Annotated in this window: 20 protein-coding genes; 15 read left to right on the top strand and 5 right to left on the bottom strand. The window is 69.7% G+C overall.

Translation table 11 applies throughout. The annotated features are described in order from the left end of the window. Window positions 1-9 precede the first annotated feature (9 nt). The gene (locus G4D85_RS00100) at window positions 10-996 is read right to left on the bottom strand and encodes a class I SAM-dependent methyltransferase (protein ID WP_240358986.1); all 987 of its coding nucleotides are present in this window, start codon (window positions 994-996) and stop codon (window positions 10-12) included. 374 nt (window positions 997-1,370) lie between these two features. On the opposite strand from G4D85_RS00100, the gene G4D85_RS00095 reads away from it, so the two are divergent. The 11 genes from G4D85_RS00095 to G4D85_RS00045 all read left to right on the top strand — a co-directional run bounded on the left by G4D85_RS00095 (window position 1,371) and on the right by G4D85_RS00045 (window position 15,207). Continuing rightward, entirely contained in the window at window positions 1,371-1,820 is a 450-nt protein-coding gene (locus G4D85_RS00095; RefSeq protein ID WP_164006708.1) for a DUF2147 domain-containing protein, read from the top strand. 87 nt (window positions 1,821-1,907) lie between these two features. Next, entirely contained in the window at window positions 1,908-2,669 is a 762-nt protein-coding gene (locus G4D85_RS00090) for a crotonase/enoyl-CoA hydratase family protein (RefSeq protein WP_164006706.1), read from the top strand. A 63-nt stretch (window positions 2,670-2,732) separates the two neighbouring features. Continuing rightward, a complete protein-coding gene (locus tag G4D85_RS00085) occupies window positions 2,733-3,878 on the top strand; it encodes a cystathionine gamma-synthase (protein WP_164006705.1) in 1,146 nt (381 codons plus the stop codon). A gap of 173 nt (window positions 3,879-4,051) precedes the next feature. Next, window positions 4,052-5,941 (top strand): metallophosphoesterase, encoded by a 1,890-nt coding sequence (locus G4D85_RS00080; protein ID WP_164006703.1) that lies wholly within the window; start codon window positions 4,052-4,054, stop codon window positions 5,939-5,941. 161 nt (window positions 5,942-6,102) lie between these two features. Then, window positions 6,103-8,742, top strand: coding sequence for an FG-GAP repeat domain-containing protein (locus tag G4D85_RS00075; protein WP_164006700.1), 2,640 nt, complete (start codon window positions 6,103-6,105; stop codon window positions 8,740-8,742). Window positions 8,743-8,936: 194 nt separating this feature from the next. Further along, window positions 8,937-10,058 (top strand): dTDP-4-amino-4,6-dideoxygalactose transaminase, encoded by a 1,122-nt coding sequence (gene rffA / locus G4D85_RS00070; RefSeq protein ID WP_164006698.1) that lies wholly within the window; start codon window positions 8,937-8,939, stop codon window positions 10,056-10,058. After that, complete coding sequence (locus G4D85_RS00065) at window positions 10,048-11,031, top strand: glycosyltransferase (RefSeq protein WP_164006696.1); 984 nt, start codon at window positions 10,048-10,050, stop codon at window positions 11,029-11,031. The genes rffA and G4D85_RS00065 overlap by 11 nt, the downstream gene beginning before the upstream one ends. Then, window positions 11,028-11,912 (top strand): class I SAM-dependent methyltransferase, encoded by an 885-nt coding sequence (locus tag G4D85_RS00060; protein ID WP_205525364.1) that lies wholly within the window; start codon window positions 11,028-11,030, stop codon window positions 11,910-11,912. The genes G4D85_RS00065 and G4D85_RS00060 overlap by 4 nt, the downstream gene beginning before the upstream one ends. 49 nt (window positions 11,913-11,961) lie before the next feature. Continuing rightward, entirely contained in the window at window positions 11,962-13,029 is a 1,068-nt protein-coding gene (locus G4D85_RS00055; protein WP_164006694.1) for a GNAT family N-acetyltransferase, read from the top strand. A 104-nt stretch (window positions 13,030-13,133) separates the two neighbouring features. Beyond that, the gene (locus G4D85_RS00050) at window positions 13,134-14,714 is read left to right on the top strand and encodes a hypothetical protein (protein ID WP_164006692.1); all 1,581 of its coding nucleotides are present in this window, start codon (window positions 13,134-13,136) and stop codon (window positions 14,712-14,714) included. Between the two features lie 43 nt (window positions 14,715-14,757). Continuing rightward, the gene (locus G4D85_RS00045; RefSeq protein WP_164006690.1) at window positions 14,758-15,207 is read left to right on the top strand and encodes a MaoC family dehydratase; all 450 of its coding nucleotides are present in this window, start codon (window positions 14,758-14,760) and stop codon (window positions 15,205-15,207) included. Between the two features lie 87 nt (window positions 15,208-15,294). Here G4D85_RS00045 and G4D85_RS00040 read toward each other — a convergent pair whose 3' ends face one another. Continuing rightward, window positions 15,295-16,662, bottom strand: coding sequence for a pyridoxal-phosphate dependent enzyme (locus G4D85_RS00040; RefSeq protein WP_164006687.1), 1,368 nt, complete (start codon window positions 16,660-16,662; stop codon window positions 15,295-15,297). Window positions 16,663-17,044: 382 nt separating this feature from the next. Between G4D85_RS00040 and G4D85_RS00035 the strand changes: the two genes are divergently transcribed. Next, the gene (locus G4D85_RS00035) at window positions 17,045-18,085 is read left to right on the top strand and encodes an aminoglycoside phosphotransferase family protein (protein ID WP_164006686.1); all 1,041 of its coding nucleotides are present in this window, start codon (window positions 17,045-17,047) and stop codon (window positions 18,083-18,085) included. Window positions 18,086-18,113: 28 nt separating this feature from the next. After that, window positions 18,114-19,145 carry a nucleotidyltransferase family protein gene (locus G4D85_RS00030; protein WP_164006684.1) on the top strand — a complete coding sequence of 344 codons (1,032 nt, stop codon included), beginning with the start codon at window positions 18,114-18,116 and terminating at the stop codon, window positions 19,143-19,145. A 106-nt stretch (window positions 19,146-19,251) separates the two neighbouring features. Here the strand turns inward: G4D85_RS00030 and G4D85_RS00025 are convergent, their stop codons facing one another. After that, window positions 19,252-20,016 carry a Stp1/IreP family PP2C-type Ser/Thr phosphatase gene (locus G4D85_RS00025; RefSeq protein ID WP_164006682.1) on the bottom strand — a complete coding sequence of 255 codons (765 nt, stop codon included), beginning with the start codon at window positions 20,014-20,016 and terminating at the stop codon, window positions 19,252-19,254. A 90-nt stretch (window positions 20,017-20,106) separates the two neighbouring features. Next, window positions 20,107-20,490: a DUF192 domain-containing protein gene (locus G4D85_RS00020; protein WP_164006680.1), complete on the bottom strand. Its 384-nt coding sequence runs from the start codon at window positions 20,488-20,490 to the stop codon at window positions 20,107-20,109. Window positions 20,491-20,507: 17 nt separating this feature from the next. Between G4D85_RS00020 and G4D85_RS00015 the strand changes: the two genes are divergently transcribed. Then, a complete protein-coding gene (locus G4D85_RS00015) occupies window positions 20,508-21,011 on the top strand; it encodes a tRNA (cytidine(34)-2'-O)-methyltransferase (protein ID WP_164006678.1) in 504 nt (167 codons plus the stop codon). A 983-nt stretch (window positions 21,012-21,994) separates the two neighbouring features. After that, a complete protein-coding gene (locus tag G4D85_RS50970; protein WP_164006676.1) occupies window positions 21,995-22,222 on the top strand; it encodes a hypothetical protein in 228 nt (75 codons plus the stop codon). Here G4D85_RS50970 and G4D85_RS50965 read toward each other — a convergent pair. After that, the coding region (locus tag G4D85_RS50965) for a hypothetical protein (RefSeq protein WP_164006674.1) at window positions 22,219-24,136 on the bottom strand (1,918 nt) is incomplete at its 5' end. The genes G4D85_RS50970 and G4D85_RS50965 overlap by 4 nt on opposite strands.

The following is a 24,136-nucleotide window of genomic DNA, read 5'->3' as shown; positions in this document are numbered from 1 at the left end:
CCCTTCCGCTCAGGGGGCCACCATCCGCCAGCAGCGGTGGATTTCCTTCCGCTGGAAGTCCTCGGGGATGGAGTCGGGGGTGAGCTCCTCCACCTCCATCCCCCGCGCCGCCGAATCGCTCAGCTCGAAGCCGAGGAAGTTGGTGGAGAAGTAGAGGACGCCGCCGGGCGAGAGCAGCTCGCTGATGGCGGCCAGCAGGCGCGGGTGGTCTCGCTGCACGTTGAAGCTGCCCGACATCTTCTTCGACGTGGAGAAGGACGGCGGGTCGCACACCACCAGGTCGTAGCGCGCCGGCTCTCCGGCCTGCGCCTCCACCCACGCCTTGGCGTCGGCGCGGATGAGCTCGTGCCGCGCGTCCGCCAGCCCGTTCAGGTCCAGGTTGTCCTCGGCCCAGTCGAGGTACGTGTTGGACAGGTCCACCGTCGTCGTGCTCGCGGCGCCTCCCGCGGCGGCGTACACGGTGAAGGCCCCGGTGTAGGCGAAGAGGTTGAGGAAGCGCTTCCCCTTCGCCTCCTCGCGCACCCGCGCGCGGGTGTTGCGGTGGTCCATGAAGAGGCCGGTGTCGAGGTAGTCGCCGAGGTTGACCCAGAACTTCAGGCCCTGCTCCTCCACCACCATTCGACTGCCGCCCTGGCCCACCCGGCCGTACTGCGAGCGGCCCCAGGGCTGGGGCGTGTGCGTCTTCACGAAGATGCGCTCGGGCGGGACGCCGAGCACCTCCGTCACCGCGGCGAGCACCTCCTCGCGCTGCGTCTCGGCGGTGCCGGACTTGAGGGCGCGGCGGCGCGGGTACTCCACCACGTGCGCGCAGTCGCCGTAGAGGTCCACGGCGTACGGGTACCCGGGAATGTCCCTGTCGTAGACGCGGAAGGCCGTCAGCCCCTCGGCCCTGGCCCACTTGCGGAAGTGCTTCGCGTCCTTGCGCAGGCGGTTCGCGAACATCCCCGCCGGGTCAGGTGCCCCTTGCGCGCCGTGGTTCCCTTCTGAATCAGCCATGCCCAGGCGTCCTCCCGTCCAGACCGCCGCCCCCCTCATCCCCGAGTCTCCGACGTACGACAAGCTCTGAAAGGCCGCTTCGGGCTGGCAGGCGTGCCCCCTGTCGACCCGCGCACCGTGGCGCGGCGCATCCATGGCGGAGCGGAGGCAGGGGAGGGCGCACACGCGCCGATGTGAATTCGCCCGCGTGCGATGCGTCATGGCAGGAGTCGTGTCGCTCTCGAAGGCGGAGGCGACTGCCGCGCCATGTCTTCTCCGATTCCGGCACCCGGCAGGGTAGGCTCCGCCGCTGGAGTACAGATGCAACGCAGAGGGTGCGTCACCGCGGCGCGCAGCCCCTCTGGACATGTCACCCGGCGCCGGAGGACCTCAGAATGACTGCAAGCCGTTGGTTGGGACTGGCCACGCTGACCGTGCTGTTCGCCACGAGCGCCCTGGCCGAGGAGGCGAGCGCGGTGGGGAAGTGGACGACCATCGATGACGAGACGAAGAAGCCGAAGTCCGTCATCGCCATCTACGAGGAGGGCGGCAAGCTGTTCGGGAAGATTGAGAAGATCTTCCCCGATCCCGGCAAGCCGGAGAACCCGGTCTGTGACAAGTGCGAGGGGGCGCTGAAGGACCAGCCCATCGTCGGAATGGTCATCCTGCGCGACCTCAAGAAGGACGACGAGGAGTGGACGGGGGGCACCATCCTCGACCCGGGCAACGGCAAGACCTACAAGGCCAAGATTTCCGTCGAGAAGGGCGGCAAGAAGCTGAAGGTCCGCGGCTTCGTCGGCATGTCCCTGTTCGGACGCACCCAGCACTGGGTCCGCGCCGAGTAGGCCGGAACCCGCGCACCAGGGCCCGGCCTGTTTCTTCCGGCCGGGCCTCGCTGGACCCGGGCAGGCGCACCGGAGAACACTCCGGCCATGAGCGTGCGCATCGCGAAGAACGGCCCCGTCACCACCGTCGTCCTCCACCGTCCCGAGGTGCGCAACGCGGTGGACGGCCCCACGGCGCAGGAATTGTCGGCCGCCTTTCGCGCCTTCGACGCGGACCCGGACTCGCGCGTGGGCGTGCTGTACGGGGACGGCGGCACCTTCTGCGCGGGCGCGGACCTGAAGGCCGTCTCCGAGGGCCGGCTGCCCCGACTCGCCCCGGACGGCGACGGCCCCATGGGCCCCTCGCGCCTGGTGCTGGGCAAGCCCGTCATCGCGGCCATCTCCGGCCACGCGGTGGCGGGCGGCCTGGAGCTGGCCCTGTGGTGCGACTTGCGCGTGGCGGAGGAGGACGCCGTGCTCGGCGTCTTCTGCCGGCGCTGGGGTGTACCGCTCATCGATGGCGGAACTGTACGGCTCCCCCGGCTCATCGGCCTGTCGCGGGCCATGGACCTCATCCTCACCGGGCGGCCCGTGTCGGCCCAGGAGGCGCTGGCCATGGGCCTGGTCAACCGCGTGGTGCCGAAGGGCCGGGCCCGGGAGGCCGCCGAGGCGCTGGCCCGTGAGGTCGCCGCCTTCCCCCAGGCCTGCATGAACGCGGACCGGGCCTCGGCCTACGAGCAGGCGGGCCTGGGCGTCGAGGAAGCACTGCGTCAGGAGTTCGAGCGGGGCGTCAAGGTGCTGGAGACGGAGTCCATCGCTGGCGCCACCCGCTTCGCCCGGGGAGCGGGCCGGCACGGGAAGTTCGAGTAGCCGCCCGGCGGGTCCGTGGCGCTCCTGGTGCGTGGGCGGAGGGGCTGTGTTAGTTCCCCGCCCATGCGCTTCGACACGCTTGCCATTCATGCCGGCCAGGAGCCGGACCCCACGACGGGCGCCATCATGACGCCCGTGTACCTGACCTCCACCTACGTCCAGGACGGGCCCGGGGAGCACAAGGGCTACGAGTACAGCCGGACGCAGAACCCCACGCGCAAGGCGCTCCAGGACTGCCTCGCCGCGCTCGAGGGCGCGAAGCACGGCGCCGCCTTCGCGTCCGGGCTGGCGGCCACGGACATGCTGATGCACATGCTGGACGCCGGGGACCACGTCGTCGTCTCGGACGACGTGTACGGCGGCACCTTCCGCATCTTCGACAAGGTCTTCAAGCGCTCCGGGCTCAACTTCTCCTTCGTGGACCTCTCCAAGCCGGAGAGCTTCGAGGCGGCGATTACGCCGAAGACGAAGATGGTGTGGGTGGAGTCCCCCACCAACCCGATGCTCAAGCTCATCGACCTGGCGCGCATCGCCGAGGTGGCGAAGAAGCGGAACATCCTCTCCGTCGCGGACAACACCTTCATGACGCCGTACTTCCAGCGCCCGCTGGACCTCGGCTTCGACGTGGTGACGCACTCCACCACCAAGTACCTCAACGGCCACAGCGACGTGGTGGGCGGCTTCGCCTGCACCAGCCGCGAGGACGTCGCCGAGCGGATGTACTTCCTCCAGAACGCCGTGGGCGGCGTGTCCGGCGCCTTCGACAGCTTCCTCGTGCTGCGCGGCGTGAAGACGCTGCACGTGCGCATGGACCGCCACGCGCACAACGCGATGAAGGTGGCGCAGTACCTTCTCACGCACCCCAAGGTGAAGAAGGTCACCTACCCGGGCCTGGAGTCGCACCCACAGCACCAGCTCGCGCGCCAGCAGATGACGGGCTTCGGCGGCATGCTGACCTTCGACATCCACGGCGGCCTGGAGGCCGCGCGCCGCTTCCTCAAGACGGTGAAGGTGTTCGCCTGCGCCGAGTCGCTCGGTGGCGTGGAGTCGCTCATCGAGCACCCCGCCATCATGACCCACGCCTCCGTTCCCAAGGAGACGCGTGAGAAGCTCGGCATCGCCGATGGCTTCATCCGCCTGTCCGTGGGCATCGAGGACTCGCAGGACCTCATCGACGACCTCGCGCAGGCGCTCGAAGTCGTGAAGTAGCAGCCCGCCGGGCGACCCAGGGCCTCCCCGCTCCCTCTTCTCGGGACGCGCGGAGGCCCTTCGTGTGTCCGCGCTCTGGAGCGCCTGTCCGCCCGCCCGCGCTCCGGCCGGGCCATGGGATGCCGCGTCACAAAATGGAATGTCCTCCGGTGAACACCGTTTGGGCTCCCATCATGCGCAACCGTCTCATTCCCTCTTCATGTCTGCTGGGTGCGCTGCTCGTCGCCGGTTCCGGCTGCGATGCGCCTCCCAGTCCCCTCGACCAGGACTTTCCCGTCGAGCTGCCGGCGCCTGACGCCCGTGGCTCCACGGCGGAGCTGACCGCTCCCGGCTGCAGCATCCTCTCCACCACGTCCGTCACCGCCAGCGGTGATGACGGCGCCGGCAGCGTCGCCGCCAACAGCCAGGACGACAACCTCACCACCCGCTGGAGCGGGCCGGGCAAGGGCGCCTGGCTCAACCTGGACCTGGGCGCTTCCAAGTCCATCGCCGGCACCACCGTGGCCTGGCACCAGGGGAACACGCGGCAGAACTACTTCGTCATCTCCACCTCGGTGGATGGCACCACCTTCACCCAGGCGACCTCGGGGACCAGCGCCCTGAACACCTCGGCGCAGACGTACGCGTTCAGCGCGCGGCAGGCGCGCTACGTGCGCATCACCATCAACGGCAACTCGGTGAACGACTGGGCCTCCATCACCGAGGCGCGGGCCTGTGCGCAGCAGACCACGCCGCCGCCGACGCCCGTGCCCACGGCGGACTCGGGCCCGGTGCTGCCGCGCCTGCCGTATCTCCAGAGCGTGGGGCAGACGAGCGCCCTCGTCGCCTTCCGCTCCGGCGTGTCCTGCACGCCCTTCGTGCGCTACGGCGAGGGCACGGACCTGTCGCGCACCGCCACCGCCACCGTCGCGGGCTGGCGGCACGCGGTGAAGCTGACCGGCCTGCTGCCGGGCCGCACCTACGGCTACAGCGTGGAGGCCTGCGGCTCCGTCACGGGCGTGCGAGCCTTCCGCACCGCGTCCGCGCCGGGCACGCAGCGCGTGCGCTTCACCACCATGGGTGACTTCGGCACCGGCGGCTCCTCGCAGAAGGCCGTCATGGCGGTGATGAACAAGCCGGAGTGGCGCGGTGAGTTCCTGGTGGCGCTGGGCGACAACGCCTACTCCTCCGGCACCGAGCAGGAGTTCCAGGACCGCATGTTCACCCCCATGGTGAACCTGCTCCGCGAGGTGCCGGTGTTCCCCTCGCTGGGCAACCACGAGTACGTGACGAACCAGGGGCAGCCGTACCTGGACAACTTCTACCTGCCCACCAACAACCCCGCGGGCACCGAGCGCTACTACTCGTTCGACTGGGGCAACGTGCACTTCGTGGCGCTCGACTCCAACTGCGCCATCGGCCTGGCCTCGTCCGACCGCTGCACCGCCGCGGCGCAGAAGACCTGGGCGCAGCAGGACCTGGCGGCCACCACGCAGCCCTGGAAGGTGGTCTTCTTCCACCACCCGCCCTGGTCCAGCGGCGAGCACGGCTCGCAGCTCTCCATGCGCCGCAACTACGCCCCCCTCTTCGAGCAGTACGGCGTGGACCTGGTGCTGACCGGGCATGACCACAACTACGAGCGCAGCAAGCCGATGAAGGGCGACGCCGTGGCCCCCTCGGGCACGCGCGGCGTCCCCTACGTGGTGGTGGGCAGCGGCGGCGCGACGCTGCGCACCTTCCCGGCCAGCCAGCCCTCGTGGACGGCCAAGCGCAGCAACACGGTGTACGGCTTCATGGACGTGGTGGTGGACGGCGGCACGCTGACGGCGAAGCTCATCACCTCCACCGGCGCGGTGCATGACACCCTCACGCTCACCAAGACGCTGCCGGTGGCGGCCACCTCGACGGGGACGACGGCCGTGAAGGCCCAGGCGCTGGAGACCGCGCCCGGCCCCGTGGACGACCCGACGCGCGCCCCCGAGGGCCTGCGCTTCGACAAGCCGCTGCCCGCCGCGGACCGCCTGGAGGACGTGGCGGACCATGACGAGCCCGTGCGCGAGCCCGCCGCTCACATGAGCCAGTAGCTCCTCGTTCCTTCCGGCCCTGCCGGAGCACCCGGGGCCTCCCGTCCTCTTCCTGGAGGACGTGGAGGCCCCTCGTATTTCCGGGCGGACCTACCGTCATGGCTTGCACTGTCCATGGCGCGTGCACACCTGCTGCACGGGGCTGGTCGCGGGGAATGCCGATGAAGTCGCGTGGGGTGTGGAGGCGCGTGGCGCGCGTGTACGCGTGCGCGCTGGGGTTGTTGCTGTCCGTGGGCTGTGGCGAGAGCGGGGAGTCCTCGGAGGAGCGGCTGGCCGCGCCGGACCCCGCGCCATCGGGGCCTGTCGATGCCGGCCCCGGGACGAACGCGCGGGACGGAGGGAATGTCATCGTCGAGACACCTCCGGACTCCGGCCCGGACGTGGACGGGGGCACGTCCTCCGGCGCCGACGCGGGCAGCCCCGGCGACGGCCAGCCCGACGCGGGAGGGACGGACGGTGGGGACGGCAAGCCTCCCGAGCGCGGGGACGGTGGCTCGGGCGCGGGCACCCCGGACGGCGACGACGGGGGAACGTCCACGCCGGATGCCGGTGGGCCTCCCGTGACGGGCGGGCCCGTCCAGCGCGGCAAGCAGTGGCGCGCGTCGTACTACGCGGGCGTGTCTCCGGGCGGCCTCGCCGTGGGGGACTTCAACGGAGACGGCGCGCCGGACGTCGCCGTGAACAACCTGGGGGCCAGCCTCCAGAGTCGCTACAAGGCGCGGCCCGGCAGCTTCGCCGTGCTGCTGAATGACGGGAAGGGCGTGCTCCGGAAGCCCTCCTCGCGGCTCAAGCTCAACACCTCCTCCGGGCGGATTGCCGTGGGCCACGCGGAGGCGTCCGGGCCACTGGGCGTGGTGCTGGGCGGGCGCTACGGGGCGACCCTGCTGTCCGGACAGGGGAATGGGACCTTCGACACCCTGCCCACCTACTTCTCGCAGGGCCTCATCTCCGGACTGGGCTTCCTCCCGGGCACGGGCCGGTTCAGCCCACGGGTCTGGGCCGTGGGCGACGGTGACGACAGCCGTCAGGGTCCCCGCACCGAGGGCGGCTTCCGCTTCCTGCTGAACTGGGACGGCGGCGAGTTCCAGGAGCGTGGTGTCTACCGGGTGGAGGACGGGCTGCCCGTCGTCAACGTGGGGGACGTGAGCACCGCGGCCGCCGTCGCGGATTTCAACGAGGACGGCCACATCGACGTCGTCCTCGCCTCGGGCCACTGGTTCCTGACGCGCTTCATGGGAACGGGGACGGACCGCTTCGAGCCGTGGCCCTACCTGGAGCGCCGTCCGGACTTCATCGCGAGCGCGGACGTCAATGGTGATGGCCACGCCGACCTCGTGGCGGTGGACGGAAGGGAATTGTGGACCTCCCCGGGCCGCGGGAATGGGGACTTCGCCGAGCGCCTGGTGACGTTCCTGCCCATCGAGGTCAGCCGGCTCGTGGTGGCGGACGTGGACGCCGACAGCGTGCCGGACGTGGTGCTCCTGCATGGTGAGCAGGGCCAGGCTTCCATCTGGCGCGGCAACGGCCAGGGTCGCTTCGAGGCACCGCGGTGGCTCGCCACGGGCCGCAAGCCGAGTGATGCCGCGGTGGCCGACCTGGACCGGGACGGCACGCCCGAGCTGCTCGTGACGGAAGCGGAGGACAACGTTGTCTCCGTCTACTCCATCCCGCGCCACGCATTCACCGAGGCGCCCTTCACGCCCCGCTGCCCCATGGGTCTGCTCGACGCCATGGCGGAGTGGGACGCGCCCGAGCCGCTCCTGTCACTCGAGGTGGGCGTGGGCGCCGAGGTCGTGACGACGGGGGACTTCGATGGGAACGGCCGCCGGGACCTCGCACTTCCCATGACCGAGCGCGGCGTGCGGCTGTTGATGGGTCAGGAGGACGGGGCGCTCCAGGCCCATGACGCGCTCATGGACTGGCGCGTGGAGCACCTGGCGGCGGGAGACTTCAATGAGGATGGGCGGGCCGACCTCGCCGTCATCGCCGGCGCCTACCCCGGGGGCGGCTCGACATTGCAACTGAGGTGGAGTGATGGCTCCGGCCAGTTCCTGGAGGGCCGGGAGCTGAGCTACGTCTATGCGCAGAACGGGGGCTACCTCATCGCGGGCGACTTCAACCGCGACGGGCGCATGGACGTGGCCGGCACCTTCTGGACCCCCTGCACCATGGCGGCCGCGGTGATGACCAACCAGGGCGGCGGAATCATGTGGCAGTCGCCGCTGCCCGACCAGAACAGCGAGCCGGATGACCGGTGCGGTGGCGCCAGCGGGCTGCCCACCCCCGGCGACTTCAACGGCGACGGCACGCTGGACTTCGTCCACGTCACGCTGGGCGTCAACCTCAACTACACCTCCAAGGCCGGGACGGTGATGCAGGGGGAGGGCTACTACCTCGGGTATCCCCGGGACACCGTGCGCAGCGCGGGCGACGTGGACGGGGACGGGAACGTGGACCTGCTGCTGTCGGGCGGCGGCACGCTGCGGGTGCTGCGCGGCGATGGGGGCGGCACCCTGGAGTCGCCGCTGTCCTGCCCGATGAAGGCGACGGGCGGGGCCCTGCTGGAGGCGGTGGACGTCAACGGCGACGGCATCATGGACCTGCTGGGACGGGACGCGGATGGCGCCGTACTGGTGGTGCCAGGCAAGGGCGGCGGCGACTACCTCCCCGTGCGGCGCTACCCGCTGGAGGCGAAGCCGCTGTGGGCCGCGCCGGTGGACCTGCGGGGCGACGCGAAGCCGGAGCTGGTGGTGCTGCTGGAGTCGGGCACGCTGAAGGTGTTCCCCACGCCCGCTCCCTGAGCCCTGGGCTTGCGAGCGGGCAAGCCCTTACATCCGCCGACCTCCAGTCCGAGCGGGCTCGGACAATTCCTGCCACGCTCCTGCCAGGGCTGACAGGTGCGTGTTGCTCGGGTGCGGTCGCCAGTGCCTCTTTGACCTGCCAGGAAGGCTTTGGTACCACGTTCCCAGCCCCTGCCGGGGCAAACTGGAAACCAATGATTCCCTTCAACAAGCCAGTCCATCTCGGGACTGAGATCAAGGCGATGGCCGAGGCCATCGAGCGCAACGGGCACGTCGCCGGCGGGGGGCCCTTTGGGAAGCGCTCCGAGGGACAGCTCGAGAAGATGTTGGGGCAGCGCACCCTGCTCGTGACGTCGGCCACTCACGCGCTGGAGATGGCCGCGCTGTTGCTGGACCTCCAGCCGGGCGACGAGTTCATCGTCCCGTCCTTCACCTTCGTCTCCACGGCCAACGCCTTCTGCCTGCGTGGCGCGAAGCCGGTCTTCGCGGACGTGGACGCGCACGGCAACCTCGACGTGGACGACGTGGCGCGTCTGCTCGGACCCCGCACGAAGGCAATCGTCCCCGTGCACTACGCCGGCAACTCGTGTGACATGCAGGCCCTGCAGCAGGTGTGCGGCAAGGTCCCCGTGGTGGAGGACGCGGCCCAGGCGCTTGGCTCCACGTTCGACGGGCGTCCGCTGGGGACCTTCGGCGCATGCGGCGCCTTCAGCTTCCACGAGACGAAGAACATCGGCTGCGGTGAGGGGGGCGCGCTGACCCTGCGGGATGCGTCCCTCATCGACCGCGCGGAGTACCTGCGCGACAAGGGCACGAACCGGCGCAAGTTCCAGGACGGCATCGTGGACAAGTACACGTGGGTGGATGTCGGCTCCAGCTACGTCCTCTCCGACCTCAACGCCGCCTACCTGAGCACGCAGCTCGACGAGTTCACGCGCATCCAGGCGCGCCGCAAGGCGCTCTACGAGCGATACCTGGCTGAGCTCTCGGCGCCCGTGGAGCGCGCGGGGGCCTACATCATCCAGGGTTCCGCCCGGTGCGTGGGCAACCATCACCTCTTCGCCATTGTCTTCAATGTGCCCGAGCAGCGCAGCCGCTTCATCGCGCACATGCGCGAGCACAAGATCGTGACTCCGTTCCACTACATCGCGCTCCACCAGTCGCCCATGGGCAAGGGCTTCCACGACGGGCGCAGCCTGCCCCACTCGGAGCGGCTCACCACGAACCTCGTCCGGTTCCCGCTCTTCTTCAACATGACGGATGCGGAGTGCGACACGGTCATCGCGCGCACGCGGGAGTTCCTCGATGGCATTTGAGGGACTGCTGTCCGTCGTCATCCCCGTCTACCGCTCACAGGCGTACCTCGAGCAGACGGTGGACGAGCTCACCCGCGCGCTCGAAAAGCAGGGGCGCTTCGAAATCATCCTGGTCAACGACGGCTCGCCCGACGACGTGCAGTCGGTCATCGACCAGTTGCACGCGCGGGACCCCCGGGTACGCTTCATCGAGATGGGGAGCAACCAGGGCCAGCACGCGGCGACGCTCCGCGGGCTCGCGGTGGCGGACGGCGACGTGGCGGTGACGGTGGACGATGACGGGCAGAACCCGCCGGAGGCCGTGCTCGCGGTCACCGAGGCGCTGCTGGCGAGCCGGCTGGACGTCGTCTACGGGCGCTTCGAGAGCGTGGAGCAGAATGCCGCCCGCAAGCTGGTGTCCCGGCTCAACCAGTGGATGTTCCGCTACACCATGGGCAACCGGACCCACGTCCGTGCCACCAACGTGCGGGCCCTGCGTGGGGACCTCGCCCGCCGGCTGGGGAACTGGGACTCGGCGTTTCCCTACATCGACGCGTTGGTCTTCCGCTCCACGCGGCGGGTGGGAGATGCGCTGGTTCCGCACCGCAGGCGCGCCTCGGGGGAGTCCTCGTACCGCGTGCGTGACTTGATGCGCCTGTGGATTTCACACGTGAGCACGCTCACGGTGCTGCCGCTCAAGCTCGCCACCGTGGGCTCGTTTTGCGCCTCGCTGTTCGGGTTCCTCCTGGGAACGGTGCAGATGGTGCGAGCGCTGCTCACCCGTCAGGCGCCGGAGGGCTGGCTGTCCCTGTTCTGTGCGCTGACCTTCCTCTTCAGCCTGCTCTTCGCCTTCATGGGCATCGTGAGCACGTATGTCGGGCGCATGTACGTGTCCCAGAACTCGCGGGGGCAGGCCTGGGTGCGCTCCTCCGGCGGGATTTCCGGAGGGGAGCGTGAGCGTACGGCGCCCCGCCGCATGGAGGCTGCCTCGTGACGGAGCCGGGAGTGCGGGCCGGCGAGCAGGTGCGGGACGGGCCCTACGTGCTCACGGATGGCATCTTCGTGCCCGACTTCCCCGTGGCGCATCGGGAGGAGGAGTACCACGCCGCCGGATTCGAGCTGCTGCGGAACATGCAGCACCAGCACTTCTGGTATCTCGGCCGGCGCCGCTTCCTCCTGCACGCCTTGCGTCGTCACCTGGGGACGCTGACCGCGGGGCCGCGGGCCATCGACCTGGGCGGCGGCGCGGGCGGCTGGGCCTCCTTTCTCGCGGAGCAGGCGGAGTTCCCGCTCGCGGAGATTGCGCTCGCGGACTCGTCTGCCCTGGCGCTGCAGGCGGCCGCCGCGGGCCTTCCGTCCCGGGTCTCCCGCTATCAGGTGGACCTGCTTCGGCTCGGCTGGCAGCAGCGCTGGGAGCTCATCTTCCTGCTGGACGTGCTCGAGCACATTCCGGACGACCGCCAGGCGCTGGCGCAGGTGCACGAGGCGCTGGCCCCCGGAGGGTTCGTGCTTGTCACCACCCCCGCGCTGCAGCGGCTGTGGACGTGGAACGATGAGGTCGTGGGCCACCAGCGACGCTACTCCCGTGAGCAGCTGAGCGGCCTCGCGCGGGAGTGCGGGTTCCGGGTGCTGGACGCGCGCTACTTCATGTTCCTGCTCAGCCCGATGCTGCTGGCCAGCCGCCTGCTGAAGGCTCCTGACCTGGCGAAGCTCTCGGAGGCCGAGGTCTGGGCGCTCATCGAGCGCTCGCACCGCGTTCCCAGCAAGCCGCTCAACACCCTGCTGCGGTGGGTGTTCAACCTCGAGACCCCCCTGGGACATCTGCTCCCCTTTCCCTGGGGGACGTCCGTGCTGGCGGTGCTCCAGAAGGCTTGAGCCCCCAGGCCACTCAGGTAGGAGTGGACAGGCCCGGTCGGGATTCCCCATGGTCGACAATAAAAGCCCCCCCCTGCTTCGAGAGGGAACCCAGGAGAGCCGGCGCTTCGGCTTCCGCATCTTCCGTGGCAGCGTGGAGGTGCTGGAGGAACAGCCCCTCCTGGACGAACTCCTCGCGAAGGAAGTGGACATCGCGATTGTCCGGCTGCTGAAGACGGGCCACGAGCAACTGCACAAGCTGGAGCGGCTCGGGCTTCCCTTCATCGTCGCGGACACCCTGGTCTACTACGCGTGTGATTTGACACGGCTCCAGCCGGTCCCCCTGCACAACCCGGACCTCGAGTTCGTCGAGTGCAACGCCTCGCACGCGGGCGCGGTGGAACGGCTCGTCGCACTGAGCTTCAGGGACTACCGCAACCACTACTCGGCGAATCCGCTGCTGGTCACGTCCGGGCTGATGGAGGGGTACCAGGAGTGGACCCGGGGCTACACCTCGGCGGGGGAGGCGGGCAAGCGGGCCTGGCTCGTGCGCTCGGGCGGTGAGGACGTCGCGTTCGCGACGGTGAGCTTCGAGGAGGGTGTCTCGGAGATTGTGCTCAACGGGGTGCACCCCGCTCATGCGGGCCGGGGCATCTACGGCGACCTCATCCGCTTCGTGCAGGGCGTCTCCCGCGAGCGAGGGGCCTCTCTCCTGCGCATCTCCACCCAGGTGTCGAACTTCGCGGTGCAGAAGGTCTGGAGCCGCAGCGGCTTTTCGCTCGTGGATGCGTACCTGACGGTCCACATCAATGCGCTGCTGAGCGCCGTTGGCGTCCACCACGCGGTGCGGCCGGTGCGTTTCGAGAGGGCCGGCTCCGACGGGGACCTCGTCCCTGGCGTGAGCGTGCTCGCGGAAGCCGCCCGATTCTTCACCTCTGACTTCCCAGGACCTGGGAGCCTCATCACCCGTCAACGCTCCAGGTTCCTTCAGCCCGTCCACGCGGGGCGGGATTACACGCTGGATTACCGCTTCCCCATTCATGACCCGGCGCGCGGCACCTCTGTCGCGGTGGTCACCCTCCGGGACAGCACGGGAGCCGCCCTCCTCGTCTCCCACACGGAACTGGTCAGGCAATGACGTCCGAGCATCTTCCCACCGAAGCTTCCCCGGCTTCGAGCCCGTCGCCGCAACCCCTCGCAGCCGTCCCGTCGCCTCGAGCGGCGGCTCAGGAGGGAGCCGCCGTGGGCCCACGTCATGCTTCGGTGGTCCGCGCGGTCGGCATCCTCAGCCTGGTGGGACTCTTCGTGCTGCTGCTGGATGCGCAGTGGATGAAGATTGACGACTTCGGCATGTCCAACGAGCTGAGCAGCCGAAAGCTGGGAAGCCTGCTCGCGGACATCGTCACGACCCGGACCACGCCGCACGTCCGCTTCGCGTTCCTGCACCACCTGCTGGTGCTGCTGCCGGTGTTCCGCCTGGGGGAGACGTCGCGCACGGCCATCAACGTGCTCTACCTGCTCACGGCGGGGCTCATGCTCGCCGGCGGCCTCTGGCTGGCGCGACCGCTTGCGCGCCGTCCGCTGCTCTGGGGGTCGGCCTGGCTGGCCTTCGCGGGCGTGGCCGTGTCCATCCCCATTCGGACCACGCTCGAGTTCAAGACGGCGGGCTACCTGCTGCTCTGCTTCGCGATGTGCGCGGGCCTGGTCGCCTTGGCGTGGCGGTTCCAGGATTCCGAGGCGCCGCCCCCGGTGCGCCGGCAGTGGCTCTGGTGCCTGTTTGGCATCGGCTGCATGCACGCGGCGGAGGTCTCGCTGTTCGCGGTCGCCTGTGTCGGTTTCTCGCTCGCGCTCCAGCGCCGGCTGCGCTGGGCCCTGCTGCTGACCACCCTGGGCTGGCCCTTGGTCTACTGGGGCGCGAACAAGCTGTTCTTCCCGCGGCCGATGAACCTCCTGGAGAACAGCGGCAGTCACACGCTGCCACTCGTCCTGCGGCGCACCGTGGAGGTGCTCTGGAAGGAGTGGGCGCCGGAGCTCGTGCTCGCGCTGGTCCTGCTGCTGGCCACGGTCGCCGTGGCGGTCTGGCGGGCCCGTCCCGGGGGGCGGCTGCTCGCCGTGCTCCGCGCGGCGAGCATGGGCGCGGCGCTGATGTGTTCGGGCATTGGCGTGGTGTTCCTCGCCAACGCGAACTTTCTCTGGGTGAGCGAGCGACACGTCGCGTTCGCCGGGCTGTGCCTGGTGGGCTCGGCGCTGGCCTGCGCCGGGCTCCTGGTTCGCCACGGTGTTTCGGGCTGGGGGGCGGTGCTGCTGGCCGCGGCGCTGGCGGGCGTCGGTGGCTGGACTGTCCAGGAGCGTCTGCCCCGACTGCTGAGCTACGCGGATGCGCGGCGGCAGGAGCTGGCGGACACCTTCTTCGTGCAGGCGTACGTGAAGGCCGAGGCCGCCGCGATGGTCGATCGCGGAGAGTCGAAGGAGCTCCTCGTGTTCATTCCCCGCTGGCACCTCTATAGCGAGCGCCACGACTACATCGACCCGAGCTTCATGGGCGCGACCTGGACCCTCAAGGAGTTCGCCCGTGGCTTCTCCTGCCCGCCGAAGCGCGCCTGCGCAAGCGTCACCTACCTGCCGAACCTCTACGATGGCCCCCGGACGAAGCTCGACCGCGCCCAGCAGCTCGATCTCTGCGGCCGGATGCGGAACGGGCGGGTGATGGTGCTCCGCTCCTCGCTGGCAGAAGAGCCGCCCCCGCCGGAGCTCCCCACGGGCTTCTCCGACGAGCAGTGCCTGGCCTGGCTCGAGGCGGGGAAGCTCATCACCCCGGGTTAGCAGTGCGCTGGCGCGGAGTGACGCACGGTCCTATATCGGGTCCATGCGCTACTTCGACGACTTCCAGCCGGGAGAGGTGAGTGAGCATGGGCCGTATGGGGTTTCGCGCGAGGAGATCATCGCCTTCGCGAAGCAGTTCGACCCGCAGCCCTTCCACCTGAGCGACGAGGGCGGCCGAGAGGGCATCTTCGGCGGCCTCATCGCCAGCGGCTGGCACACCGCCTCCATCTGCCACAGGCTCATCGTGGAGGGGCTGCTGGGCAAGGCCGCAAGCCTGGGCTCGCCCGGCCTGGATGAGCTGCGCTGGCTCAAGCCCGTACGCCCCGGGGACACGCTGACCGTGCGCACGGAGGTCGTCTCCCTCACGCCCTCGCGCAGCAAGGCGGACCGCGGCGCCATCAAGTTCCGCTTCGAGGTCCGCAACCAGCAGGGCGAGGTGGTGATGACCGAAATCGCCAACGCCCTCTTCGCCCGGCGGCCCGCGGCGGGGTAGGCCGCCCTGGAAACACCGAGGGCCTCCTGCTCCCGTGGGGGAACATGGAGGCCCTCCGTGCTTCAGGTGCCCGGGTGGGGCCGGGGACTACGCCGCCGTGCGGTGCAGGTAGTCGATGAGGTCGATCTTCGTGACGATGGCGACGACCTTCTCGCCCTCCTTCACGACGGCCACGTTGTCCTGCGCGAAGACCTCGCGCAGGCGGACGAGGCTGGTGTCCAGCGACAGCGCGCCCTGCAACGGCGAGACGATGGCGTCGATGGTGTCGGCGAACTTCACCTTGCCGGCGACCAGGGCGTTGAGCAAATCGTACTCGTGCACCATGCCCACCGCGCGGCCTTCCTCGGTGACGACGGGCATCTGGCTGATGCCGTGGCCGCGCATGGTCTCCACCACCTGGTCCACGCGGTCACCCTTGCGCGCCGTCTTCACGTCCTTGCGCTTGTCCCCGACGATGTCGCGGACGGTGCCGGCGCCCTTCTCCTCCAGGAAGCCGTTGTCGCGCATCCACTCGTCCGAGTGGAACTTGCTGATGTAGCTGCTGCCCGAGTCGGGGAGCACCACGACAATCGTCTTGCCCTTGCCCACTTCCTTCGCGAGCTGCACGGCCACGTGCACCGCCGCGCCGGACGAGCCACCCGCGAAGATGCCCTCCTCGCGAGCCAGCCGCCGCGCCGCGATGAAGGACTGGCGGTCATCCACCTGCCGCACGTCGTCCACGACCTTGAAGTCCATGGCGCCGCACAGCATGTCCTCGCCGATACCTTCCACCTTGTAGACGTGCGGCTCGGTCAGCTTGCCCGTCTTGAAGTAGCCCTCGTAGACGGAGCCCTCCGGGTCCACGCCCACGTTCTTCAGGCCGGGAATCTTCTCCTTGAGGAACTTGCCGGCGCCGCTCATGGTGCCGCCGGTGCCCAGGCCCGACACGAAGTAGTCGAACTTGCCCTCGGTCTGCTCGTAGATCTCCGGACCGGTGAGCTTGTAGTGGGCCTCGATGTTGTCGGGGTTGTGGTACTGGTTCAGCATGAACGCGCCGGGCGTCTCGCGGTGCAGGCGCTTGGCCGTCTCGTAGTAGCTGCGCGGGTCCTCGGCCGGCACGTTCGTCGGCGTCACCACCACCTGCGCGCCCAGGGCCTTGAGGCGGTTGATCTTCTCCAGGGACATCTTGTCCGGCATGGTGAAGATGCACTTGTAGCCCTTCACGGCCGCGGCCAGCGCCACGCCCATGCCGGTGTTGCCGGACGTGTTCTCCACGATGGTGCCGCCGGGCTTGAGCTTCCCCTCCCGCTCGGCCTTCTCGAGGATGTAGAGCGCCATGCGGTCCTTGATGGACGCGCCCGGGTTCATGAACTCGCACTTCACGAGCACGGTGGCGTCGTTCGGGCCGACGAGCTTCTGGAGCTTGACCAGCGGCGTATGACCGATGGCGGAGAGAATGGTGTCGTGGATGTCCATCACTGCTTCCGGAAAAAGGGTTCGCGGCGCGTCTTATATGTCGCCGCCCGGGCCCGGTCGACAGCACGCGACTTCTCGGCCCCTCGGACAGGAACAGGCCCCGGCCCGGCGTCCTTCCGGACGCCTCTGGCGGACCCGGGGGGCCGGCAGCGGGGGCCTGCCTGGAGGGCCAGACGGGCCCCGGCGGGCCCCGGCTCCTCCGCTCGGGCGCCAGGCGCTTCGACGCGGCGCGACGTGGTGTAGGGGGTAGGGCGCCGCGTCGCGTACGTGACAGCCCGGGGGGCTTCCGGGCGTTCACCTTTCGTTGGCTTTGACCCGGATGGGGGCGCCTCCCATACTCGGGAGCCTCTCGTCTCAACCCCCTCCGGAGAAGCCCGCCGATATGGAACTCGAGGCCGCCCTGCGCGACCAGGTGGGACAGGCCATCGGCCGTCCCGTTCCCCACGCTGCCATCAAGAAGCTGAAGGGCGACGCGAGCAATCGCTCGTACTACCGCGTTGGCGCGGCGCCGGACAGCTGGGTGGTGATGGTGATGCCGCCGGACGCGACGAAGAAGAGCGAGGAGGCCACCAAGGGTGAGCCGCCGAAGGAGCTGCCCTTCGTCAACGTGCACCGCTACCTGGAGAAGCTGGGCGTGCGCGTGCCGCGCATCCTCCGCTACGACGAGCCGGCGGGGATGATGGTCCTGGAGGACCTGAGCGACATCACCTTCGAGTCCGCGCTGGAGGGCGGCAAGCACCGCGACGCGCTCTACACCCGCGCGGTGGACCTGCTGGCGCGCCTGCGCGCGGCGGCGGAGAAGCAGCAGGACCCGGACTGCCTCGCCTTCACGCGCGCGTTCGACGAGGACCTGTACGACTGGGAGCTGCACCACTTCCGCGAGTGGGGCCTGGAGGCGTGGAGCGGCAAGCAGCCCACCGCCGCCGAGCGCGCCGAGCTGGACGGCACCTTCCGCGAGATTGCGAAGCAGCTGGCCGCCGCGCCGCGCGGCTTCACGCACCGCGACTACCAGAGCCGCAACATCATGGTGAAGGAGGGGGAGCTGGTCGTCATCGACTTCCAGGACGCCCTCCAGGGCCCGCGCCAGTACGACCTGGTGGCGCTGCTCCGTGACAGCTACGTGGAGCTGGACCGCGCCTTCGTGGACAAGATGCTGGACCGCTACATCGCCACCTTCCAGGAGGTGAGCGGCGAGCGCATCGACGCGGCGTCGTTCAAGTCCTTCTTCGACCTGCTCACCCTGCAGCGCAAGCTGAAGGACGCGGGCCGCTTCGAGTTCATCAACCGTGTGAAGGGCAACCCGGGCTTCCTGGTGTCCATCCCCGCGTCGCTGCGCTACGTGCGCGACGCCTTCGCGCGGAAGCCGGAGCTGCGGAAGCTGCAGGACCTGGTGGCGAAGTACGTCCCCGAGCTGGCGGCCTGAGTCCGGCGCCCGGGGAGGGGAGACGACAATGAAGGCGATGGTCCTCTGCGCGGGGCTGGGTACCCGCCTGCGTCCGCTCACCGAGCGCTGGCCCAAGCCGGCGATGCCGTTCCTCGGGCAGCCGCTCCTGCGCTACCACCTGGCCGTGCTGAAGGCGGCGGGCGCGACGGCGGTGGGCATCAACACCCACCACCTGCCGGACACCATGGCGGAGGTGGCCCGCGCCGAGTGCGAACGCGCGAAGCTGCCCCTGCACGTGGTGCACGAGCCCGTCATCCAGGGCACCGGCGGCGGCATCCGCGGCCTGCGCGAGTTCCTCTCCGGGGACGACTTCCTCGTCTTCAACGGCGACATCCTCTACCCGGTGGACCTGCAGCCGGTGGTGGCCATGCACCGGGCCTCCGGTGCAATTGCCACCATGGTGCTGCAGCCCATGCCGGAGGCGGAGAAGTACGCGGCGGTGGAGTTGGACGGCGCGGGGCGCGTGCGGCGCATCGCCGGCCATGGCCCGGGGGGCGAGGGCCTGTCCCCGTGGCACTTCACCGGCGTGCATGTGATGTCCCCGCGCATCTTCGACTTCATGACCGCGGAGGGCCCCGAGGACATCAACCGCGAGGTCTACGTGCGCGCCATGGCGGCGGGGCAGACGGTGCGCGGCGTGCGGGTGGACGGGTACTGGTCCGACCTGGGCACGCCGTCGCGCTACCTCGCCACCGTGCTGGACGTGCTCGCCGGGCGCGTGCGGCTGGAGTGGCTGGGCGCGGACTCGCCGCTGGCGGGCACCGTGCGGGCTCCGGGGGGCGCATGGGCGCGGGCCGAGGCCCGGGTGGCCTCGACGGGCGTGGAGGGGCCGGCGTACTTCGGCCGTGGAGCCCTGATGGAGGAAGGTGCGTCCGTGGGCCCCGGCGTGTCCGTGGGGCCGGGCGCGAAGGTGGGAGCGGGCGCGAAGGTGCAGCGCGCCGCCATCTTCGAGGACACCGAGGTGGCGCCGGGCGAGACGCTCTCCGAGGTGCTCGCGTGGGGGCCGCACCGGATTCCCGCGCCGCTCACGGGGCGCTGAGGCTCCAGGGGCGTGAGGCCCGGGGCTGCTGCCCCGGGTGGAGCGGTGACGCGGGAGGCCCCGGGGATGCCGGAGCCTTCCCTTCCTCAGTCCGGGCCCGTCCTGCTCAGGCGGAGTGGTAGCGCGCCAGCACGCAGGTGACGTTGTCGTTGCCGCCCGCGGCGTTGGCCAGGTCGATGAGCTGGCCGCAGGCCTTGTCCAGCTCGGGCGTGCGCTGGAGGATGTCCTGCATCTGCGCGTCCGTCACCATGCCGCTCAGGCCGTCCGAGCAGAGCAGGAAGACGTCGCCCTCCTGCGGCTCCACGCGAGACACGTCCACCTGGACGTTCTCCTTCATCCCCAGCGCGCGGACGATGACGTTCTTGTGGGGGAAGTTCTCGATTTCCTCCGGCGAGAGCTTCTTCGCCTTGAGGTAGTCGTTGAGGAGCGAGTGGTCCTCCGTCACCTGCTTGAGCTCGCCGGAGCGGAAGAAGTACACCCGGCTGTCGCCCACGTGGCCCACGTAGGCCACGTCGTTGGCGAAGTGGACGGAGACGATGGTCGTCCCCATGCCCTTGTACTTCGTCTCGATGGTGGCCTTCTCGTAGATGCGGGCGTTGGCGAGCTTGATGCCGGTGGAGAGCCGGTTCTCGTCGTAGTTTCGGGCCTTGTCCATCTTGAAGGGCCAGGTGCAGTCCTGGTCCTTGGACGTCATCCGATAGAACTCGCCCAGCTCGTCCACCGCGATGCGGCTGGCGATTTCTCCGGAGGAGTGGCCACCCATGCCATCCGCCACGCAGAAGAGGTTCTCATCCTGGAGCACCAGGAAGTTGTCCTCGTTGTGATTCCGCTTCATCCCGACGTGGGTGCTGCCGGCTACCTCGATGCGCATGCTCGGGAACTCTTCTTGAGGGGCGGGAAAGTGCCGGGCGAGGTTAACAAAGCCCTCGGAAAACGGTCAAAAGACGTACCTGCCGGCCCTTCAAGCGGGGGGATTCAAGGCCGGGGACGGGGTGACCGGCTCGAAAGTCAGGCGGTCCCCTTCCTGCGTACCGCTCGCTTCCAGCACGCCCGCCGGCAGCTCCAGCACGGAGCGTGACTGGAAGTAGACGGACGTCGCCCTCCAGGGGGGCAAGGCGGGGAGTTGCTTGACGATGACGCCCTGACGGTCCAGGAACACCACGTCAATGGGGATGCGCATGAAGAAGGTGTGGATGGAGTTGCAGGGGACGATGTGCATCCCCTCGCCCACGGCAAGCGAGCGCCGCCCCATGAGCCCCTTGAAGCGGTGGAGGAACCCGGTGGCCCGCTCGGCCCGGTCCGCCAGCAGCCGCTGCCGCGTCTCGTTGTTCACCCTCCAAAGCATGTAACGCTTTCTACCCCATGCTCGAACCCCTGGCGCGTCCTCTGCACCTGGTCCTGGTTTCCCCCCAGATTCCGCCCAACACGGGCAACGTCGCCCGGCTGTGCGCGGTGACGGGCTGCCGCCTCATCCTGGTGGAGCCGCTGGGCTTCTCCATCGACGACCGGCACCTGAAGCGGGCGGGGCTGGACTACTGGGACAAGGTGTTCCTCCGCCTGTATCCCACCTATGCCGCCTACGTGGCGGACTACCCGGACGCCCGCCGGTGGCTGTTCTCCGCCCGGGCGGAGCAGTCGCTGTACGAGGCCCGGTTCCAGGAGGGAGACCACCTGGTGTTCGGCTCGGAGGTGACGGGGCTGCTGCCGGAGGTGATGGACTCGGGCTCGGGGACGGCCATCACGATTCCGATGCTACAGGAGCGTCGCAGCCTGAATCTGTCCACGGCGGTGGGGATTGGGGCCTACGAGGCCCTGCGGCAGGTGGCCTTCAGTGGAGCGGGCAGGCAGGCACCCCCGGCAAGTTGAGGGGCGGGGCAGAGGGACTACACTGCGACGAAGCATGACCCCGTCGCAGGCCGCCGAAGCGCTGTACTCCGCCCACAAGACCCGAGCCACCGGGAGGCTGACGCTTTCCGCGGGAGGGCGTGAGTCCCGGCTGCTGCTGCGCGAGGGGAACCTCGTGGGTACGCAGCTCGGGTTTGGATACCAGAGCCCCGCGCAGGCGCTCCTGCAGAGCGGGATGCTGGGTGCCGAGGCGCTGGATGCGCTGTGGGCACGGGGCGGGGCCGGGGCTCCGGACGAGGAACTGCTCGAGGAGTACGGGCTGGAGCCGGAGGCGGTGGTGGAGCAGCAGGTGCTCGCCCACGTGCGCAGGCTGAGCGAGCTGGCCGAGCGCGCGGCCTTCGAGCCGGGGACGGTGGAGGAGGACTTCCGGCCCATCGCGGGTGCGAGGGTGGTGCGCGCGGCGCTGGAGGCCCCGGGCGGGGCCGGGCGCGTGGCGCGGGTGTTTCGCTGTGAGGACGTGGCTGCGTGCGCGCCGTGGCTCACGGATGCGTCCGAGCGGGAGTTCCTGGAGACGCTGGGGGCCTTCCGGCAGCCGGAGTCGTTGACCGCCGCGCAAGAGGCGCTGCTGCTCGTGCTGGAGCGCGAGGGCTGCATCCAGGCGCTGTCGGTGGAGGATTGGGAGGCGCGCGAGCAGGCCCGGCGGGAGGAGGAAGAGGCGCGCATCCGGGCCGAGGAGGAGGCACGGATTCGGGCGGAGGAGGAGCGTCGCCGGGCTGAGGAGGAAGCGCGTCTCCGAGCCGAAGAAGAAGCACGGCTGCGTGCCGAAGAGGAACGGCTTCGCGCGGAGGCCGCGGCGCGACTGGCCGAAGAGGCGCGGCTGGCCGAAGAGGCGCGGCTGGCTGAAGAGGCGCGACTGGCCGAAGAGGCGCGTCTGGCCGAAGAGGCGCGTCTGGCGGAAGAGGCGCGGCTGGCGGAAGAGGCGCGGCTGGCTGAAGAGGCACGCCTTGAAGAAGAGCGTCGTCGGGCCGAGGAAGCCCGCCTCGCCGAGGAAGCGCGGCTGGCTGAAGAGGCGCGCATCGAGGAGGCGCGTCGCAGGGCCGAGGAGGAAGCACGCCTTGCGGAGGCGGCCAGGCTCGAAGCGGAGCGACTCCGTGCGGCGGAGGAGGCTCGGCTTGCCGAGGAGGCACGTCTCGAAGAGGAACGCCTCCGCGCTGAAGAAGAGGCGCGTCTAGAGGAAGAGCGGCGCCGGGCCGAGGAAGCGGCTCGATTGGCCGAAGAGGCGCGTCTCGCGGAAGAAGCGCGCCTGGCGGAGGAAGCCCGCCTCGCGGAAGAGGCGCGCATTGCGGAAGAGCTGCGCCTCGCGGAAGAGGCCCGCATTCGGGCCGAGGAAGAGGCCCGCCGAGCCGAGGAAGAACGGCGCGCCGCCGAGGAACGTCGTAGGGCCGAGGAGGAGGCCCGCCGGGAGGAAGAGGCGCGCCTTGAAGAAGAGCGACGTCTCGCTGAGGAGGCTCGCCTCGCCGAGGAGGCTCGCCTCGCTGAGGAGGCTCGCCTCGCTGAAGAGGCTCGTCTCGCTGAGGAGGCTCGTCTCGCCGAAGAGGCTCGTCTCGCCGAAGAGGCTCGTCTCGCCGAGGAGGCTCGCCTCGCCGAAGAGGCTCGTCTCGCTGAGGAGGCTCGTCTCGCTGAGGAGGCTCGTCTCGCTGAAGAGGCTCGTCTCGCCGAGGAGGCTCGCCTCGCGGAAGAGCGCCGCCTCGCTGAGGAGGCTCGTCGGGCTGAAGAGGCCCGCCTCGCGGAGGAAGCTCGTCTCGCGGAAGAGGCTCGACTGGAGGAGCGGCGCCTCGCAGAAGAAGCGCGTCTCGCTGAGGAGGCTCGCCTCGAGGAAGAGGCTCGCCTCGCCCAGGAGGCCCGGCTGGCTGAAGAGGCGCGTATTGCTGAGCAGCGACGCCTCGAAGAGGAAGCCCGCCAAGCGGAGGAACTGAGACTCGCCGAAGTCGCGCGTCTCGCGGAAGAGACTCGTCTCGCGGAAGAGGCGCGCCTGGCAGAAGAAGCCCGTCTCGCGGAAGAGGCTCGGCTCGAAGAGGCGCGTCGTCAGGAAGAGGCGCGGCTCGCGGAAGAAGCGCGGCTCGCGGAAGAGGCTCGCCTTGAAGAAGAGCGCCAGCGTGAGGAAGCACGTCTCGCGGAGGAGGCCCGGCTTGCCGAGGAACGCCAGCTCGCGGAGGAGGCTCGTCTTGCGGAGGAGCGCCGCCTTGCTGACGAGGCGCGGCTCGAAGAGGAGCGTCGGCGTCTTGCCGAAGAGGCACGGTTGGCCGAAGAGGCCCGCCTTGCCGAACAGCAGCGGGTTGAAGAGGAGGCTCGACTCCAGGCGGAGTTGAGGCTCGCGGAGGAAGCGCGCCGCGCCGAGGAAGAGCGTCGCAGAATCGAAGAGGAGGAGCGTCTCCGCGCTGAAGAAGAAGCTCGACTGGCGGAGGCGGCTCGCCTTGCCGAAGAGGCTCGGCTCGCGGAAGAGGCTCGGCTCGCGGAAGAGGCTCGGCGTGCCGAGGAAGCCCGCCTGGCGGAAGAGGCTCGGCTCGCGGAAGAGGCTCGGCGTGCCGAGGAAGCCCGGCTGGTTGAAGAGGCTCGGCTCGCAGAGGAGGCTCGGCTCGCGGAAGAAGCCCGACTGGCTGAAGAATCGCGCGCCGAAGAGGATCGTCGCCTCGCTGAAAAAGCACGTCTGGCGGAAGAGGCTCGCCTCGCGGAAGAAGAGGCGCAGCGTGCGGAGGAAGCACGTCTGGCGGAAGAGGCTCGCCTCGCGGAAGAGCGCCGCATCGCTGAGCAGGAGCGACTGGCCGAGGAGGCTCGCCTCGCCGAAGAGGCTCGATTGGCCGAGGAGGCTCGGCTCGCAGAAGAAGCTCGCGTAGAGGAAGAGCGACGTCTCGCCGAGGCGGCCCGGTTGGCCGAAGAGGCGCGCTTGGCGGAAGAGGCGCGTCTGGCGGAAGAGGCTCGGCTCGCGGAAGATGCTCGTATCGCCGAGGAGGCGCGTCTCGCTGAGGAAGCCCGCCGGGCAGAGGAGGCCCGCCTCGCGGAAGAGGCTCGGCTCGCGGAAGAAGCTCGTATCGCCGAGGAAGCCCGCTGGGCAGAAGAGGCTCGGCTCGCGGAAGAGGCCCGGCTCG

Source organism: Pyxidicoccus trucidator (genome assembly GCF_010894435.1).
Classification (GTDB): domain Bacteria; phylum Myxococcota; class Myxococcia; order Myxococcales; family Myxococcaceae; genus Myxococcus; species Myxococcus trucidator.
This window is presented reverse-complemented; position numbering and strand designations above follow the sequence as displayed.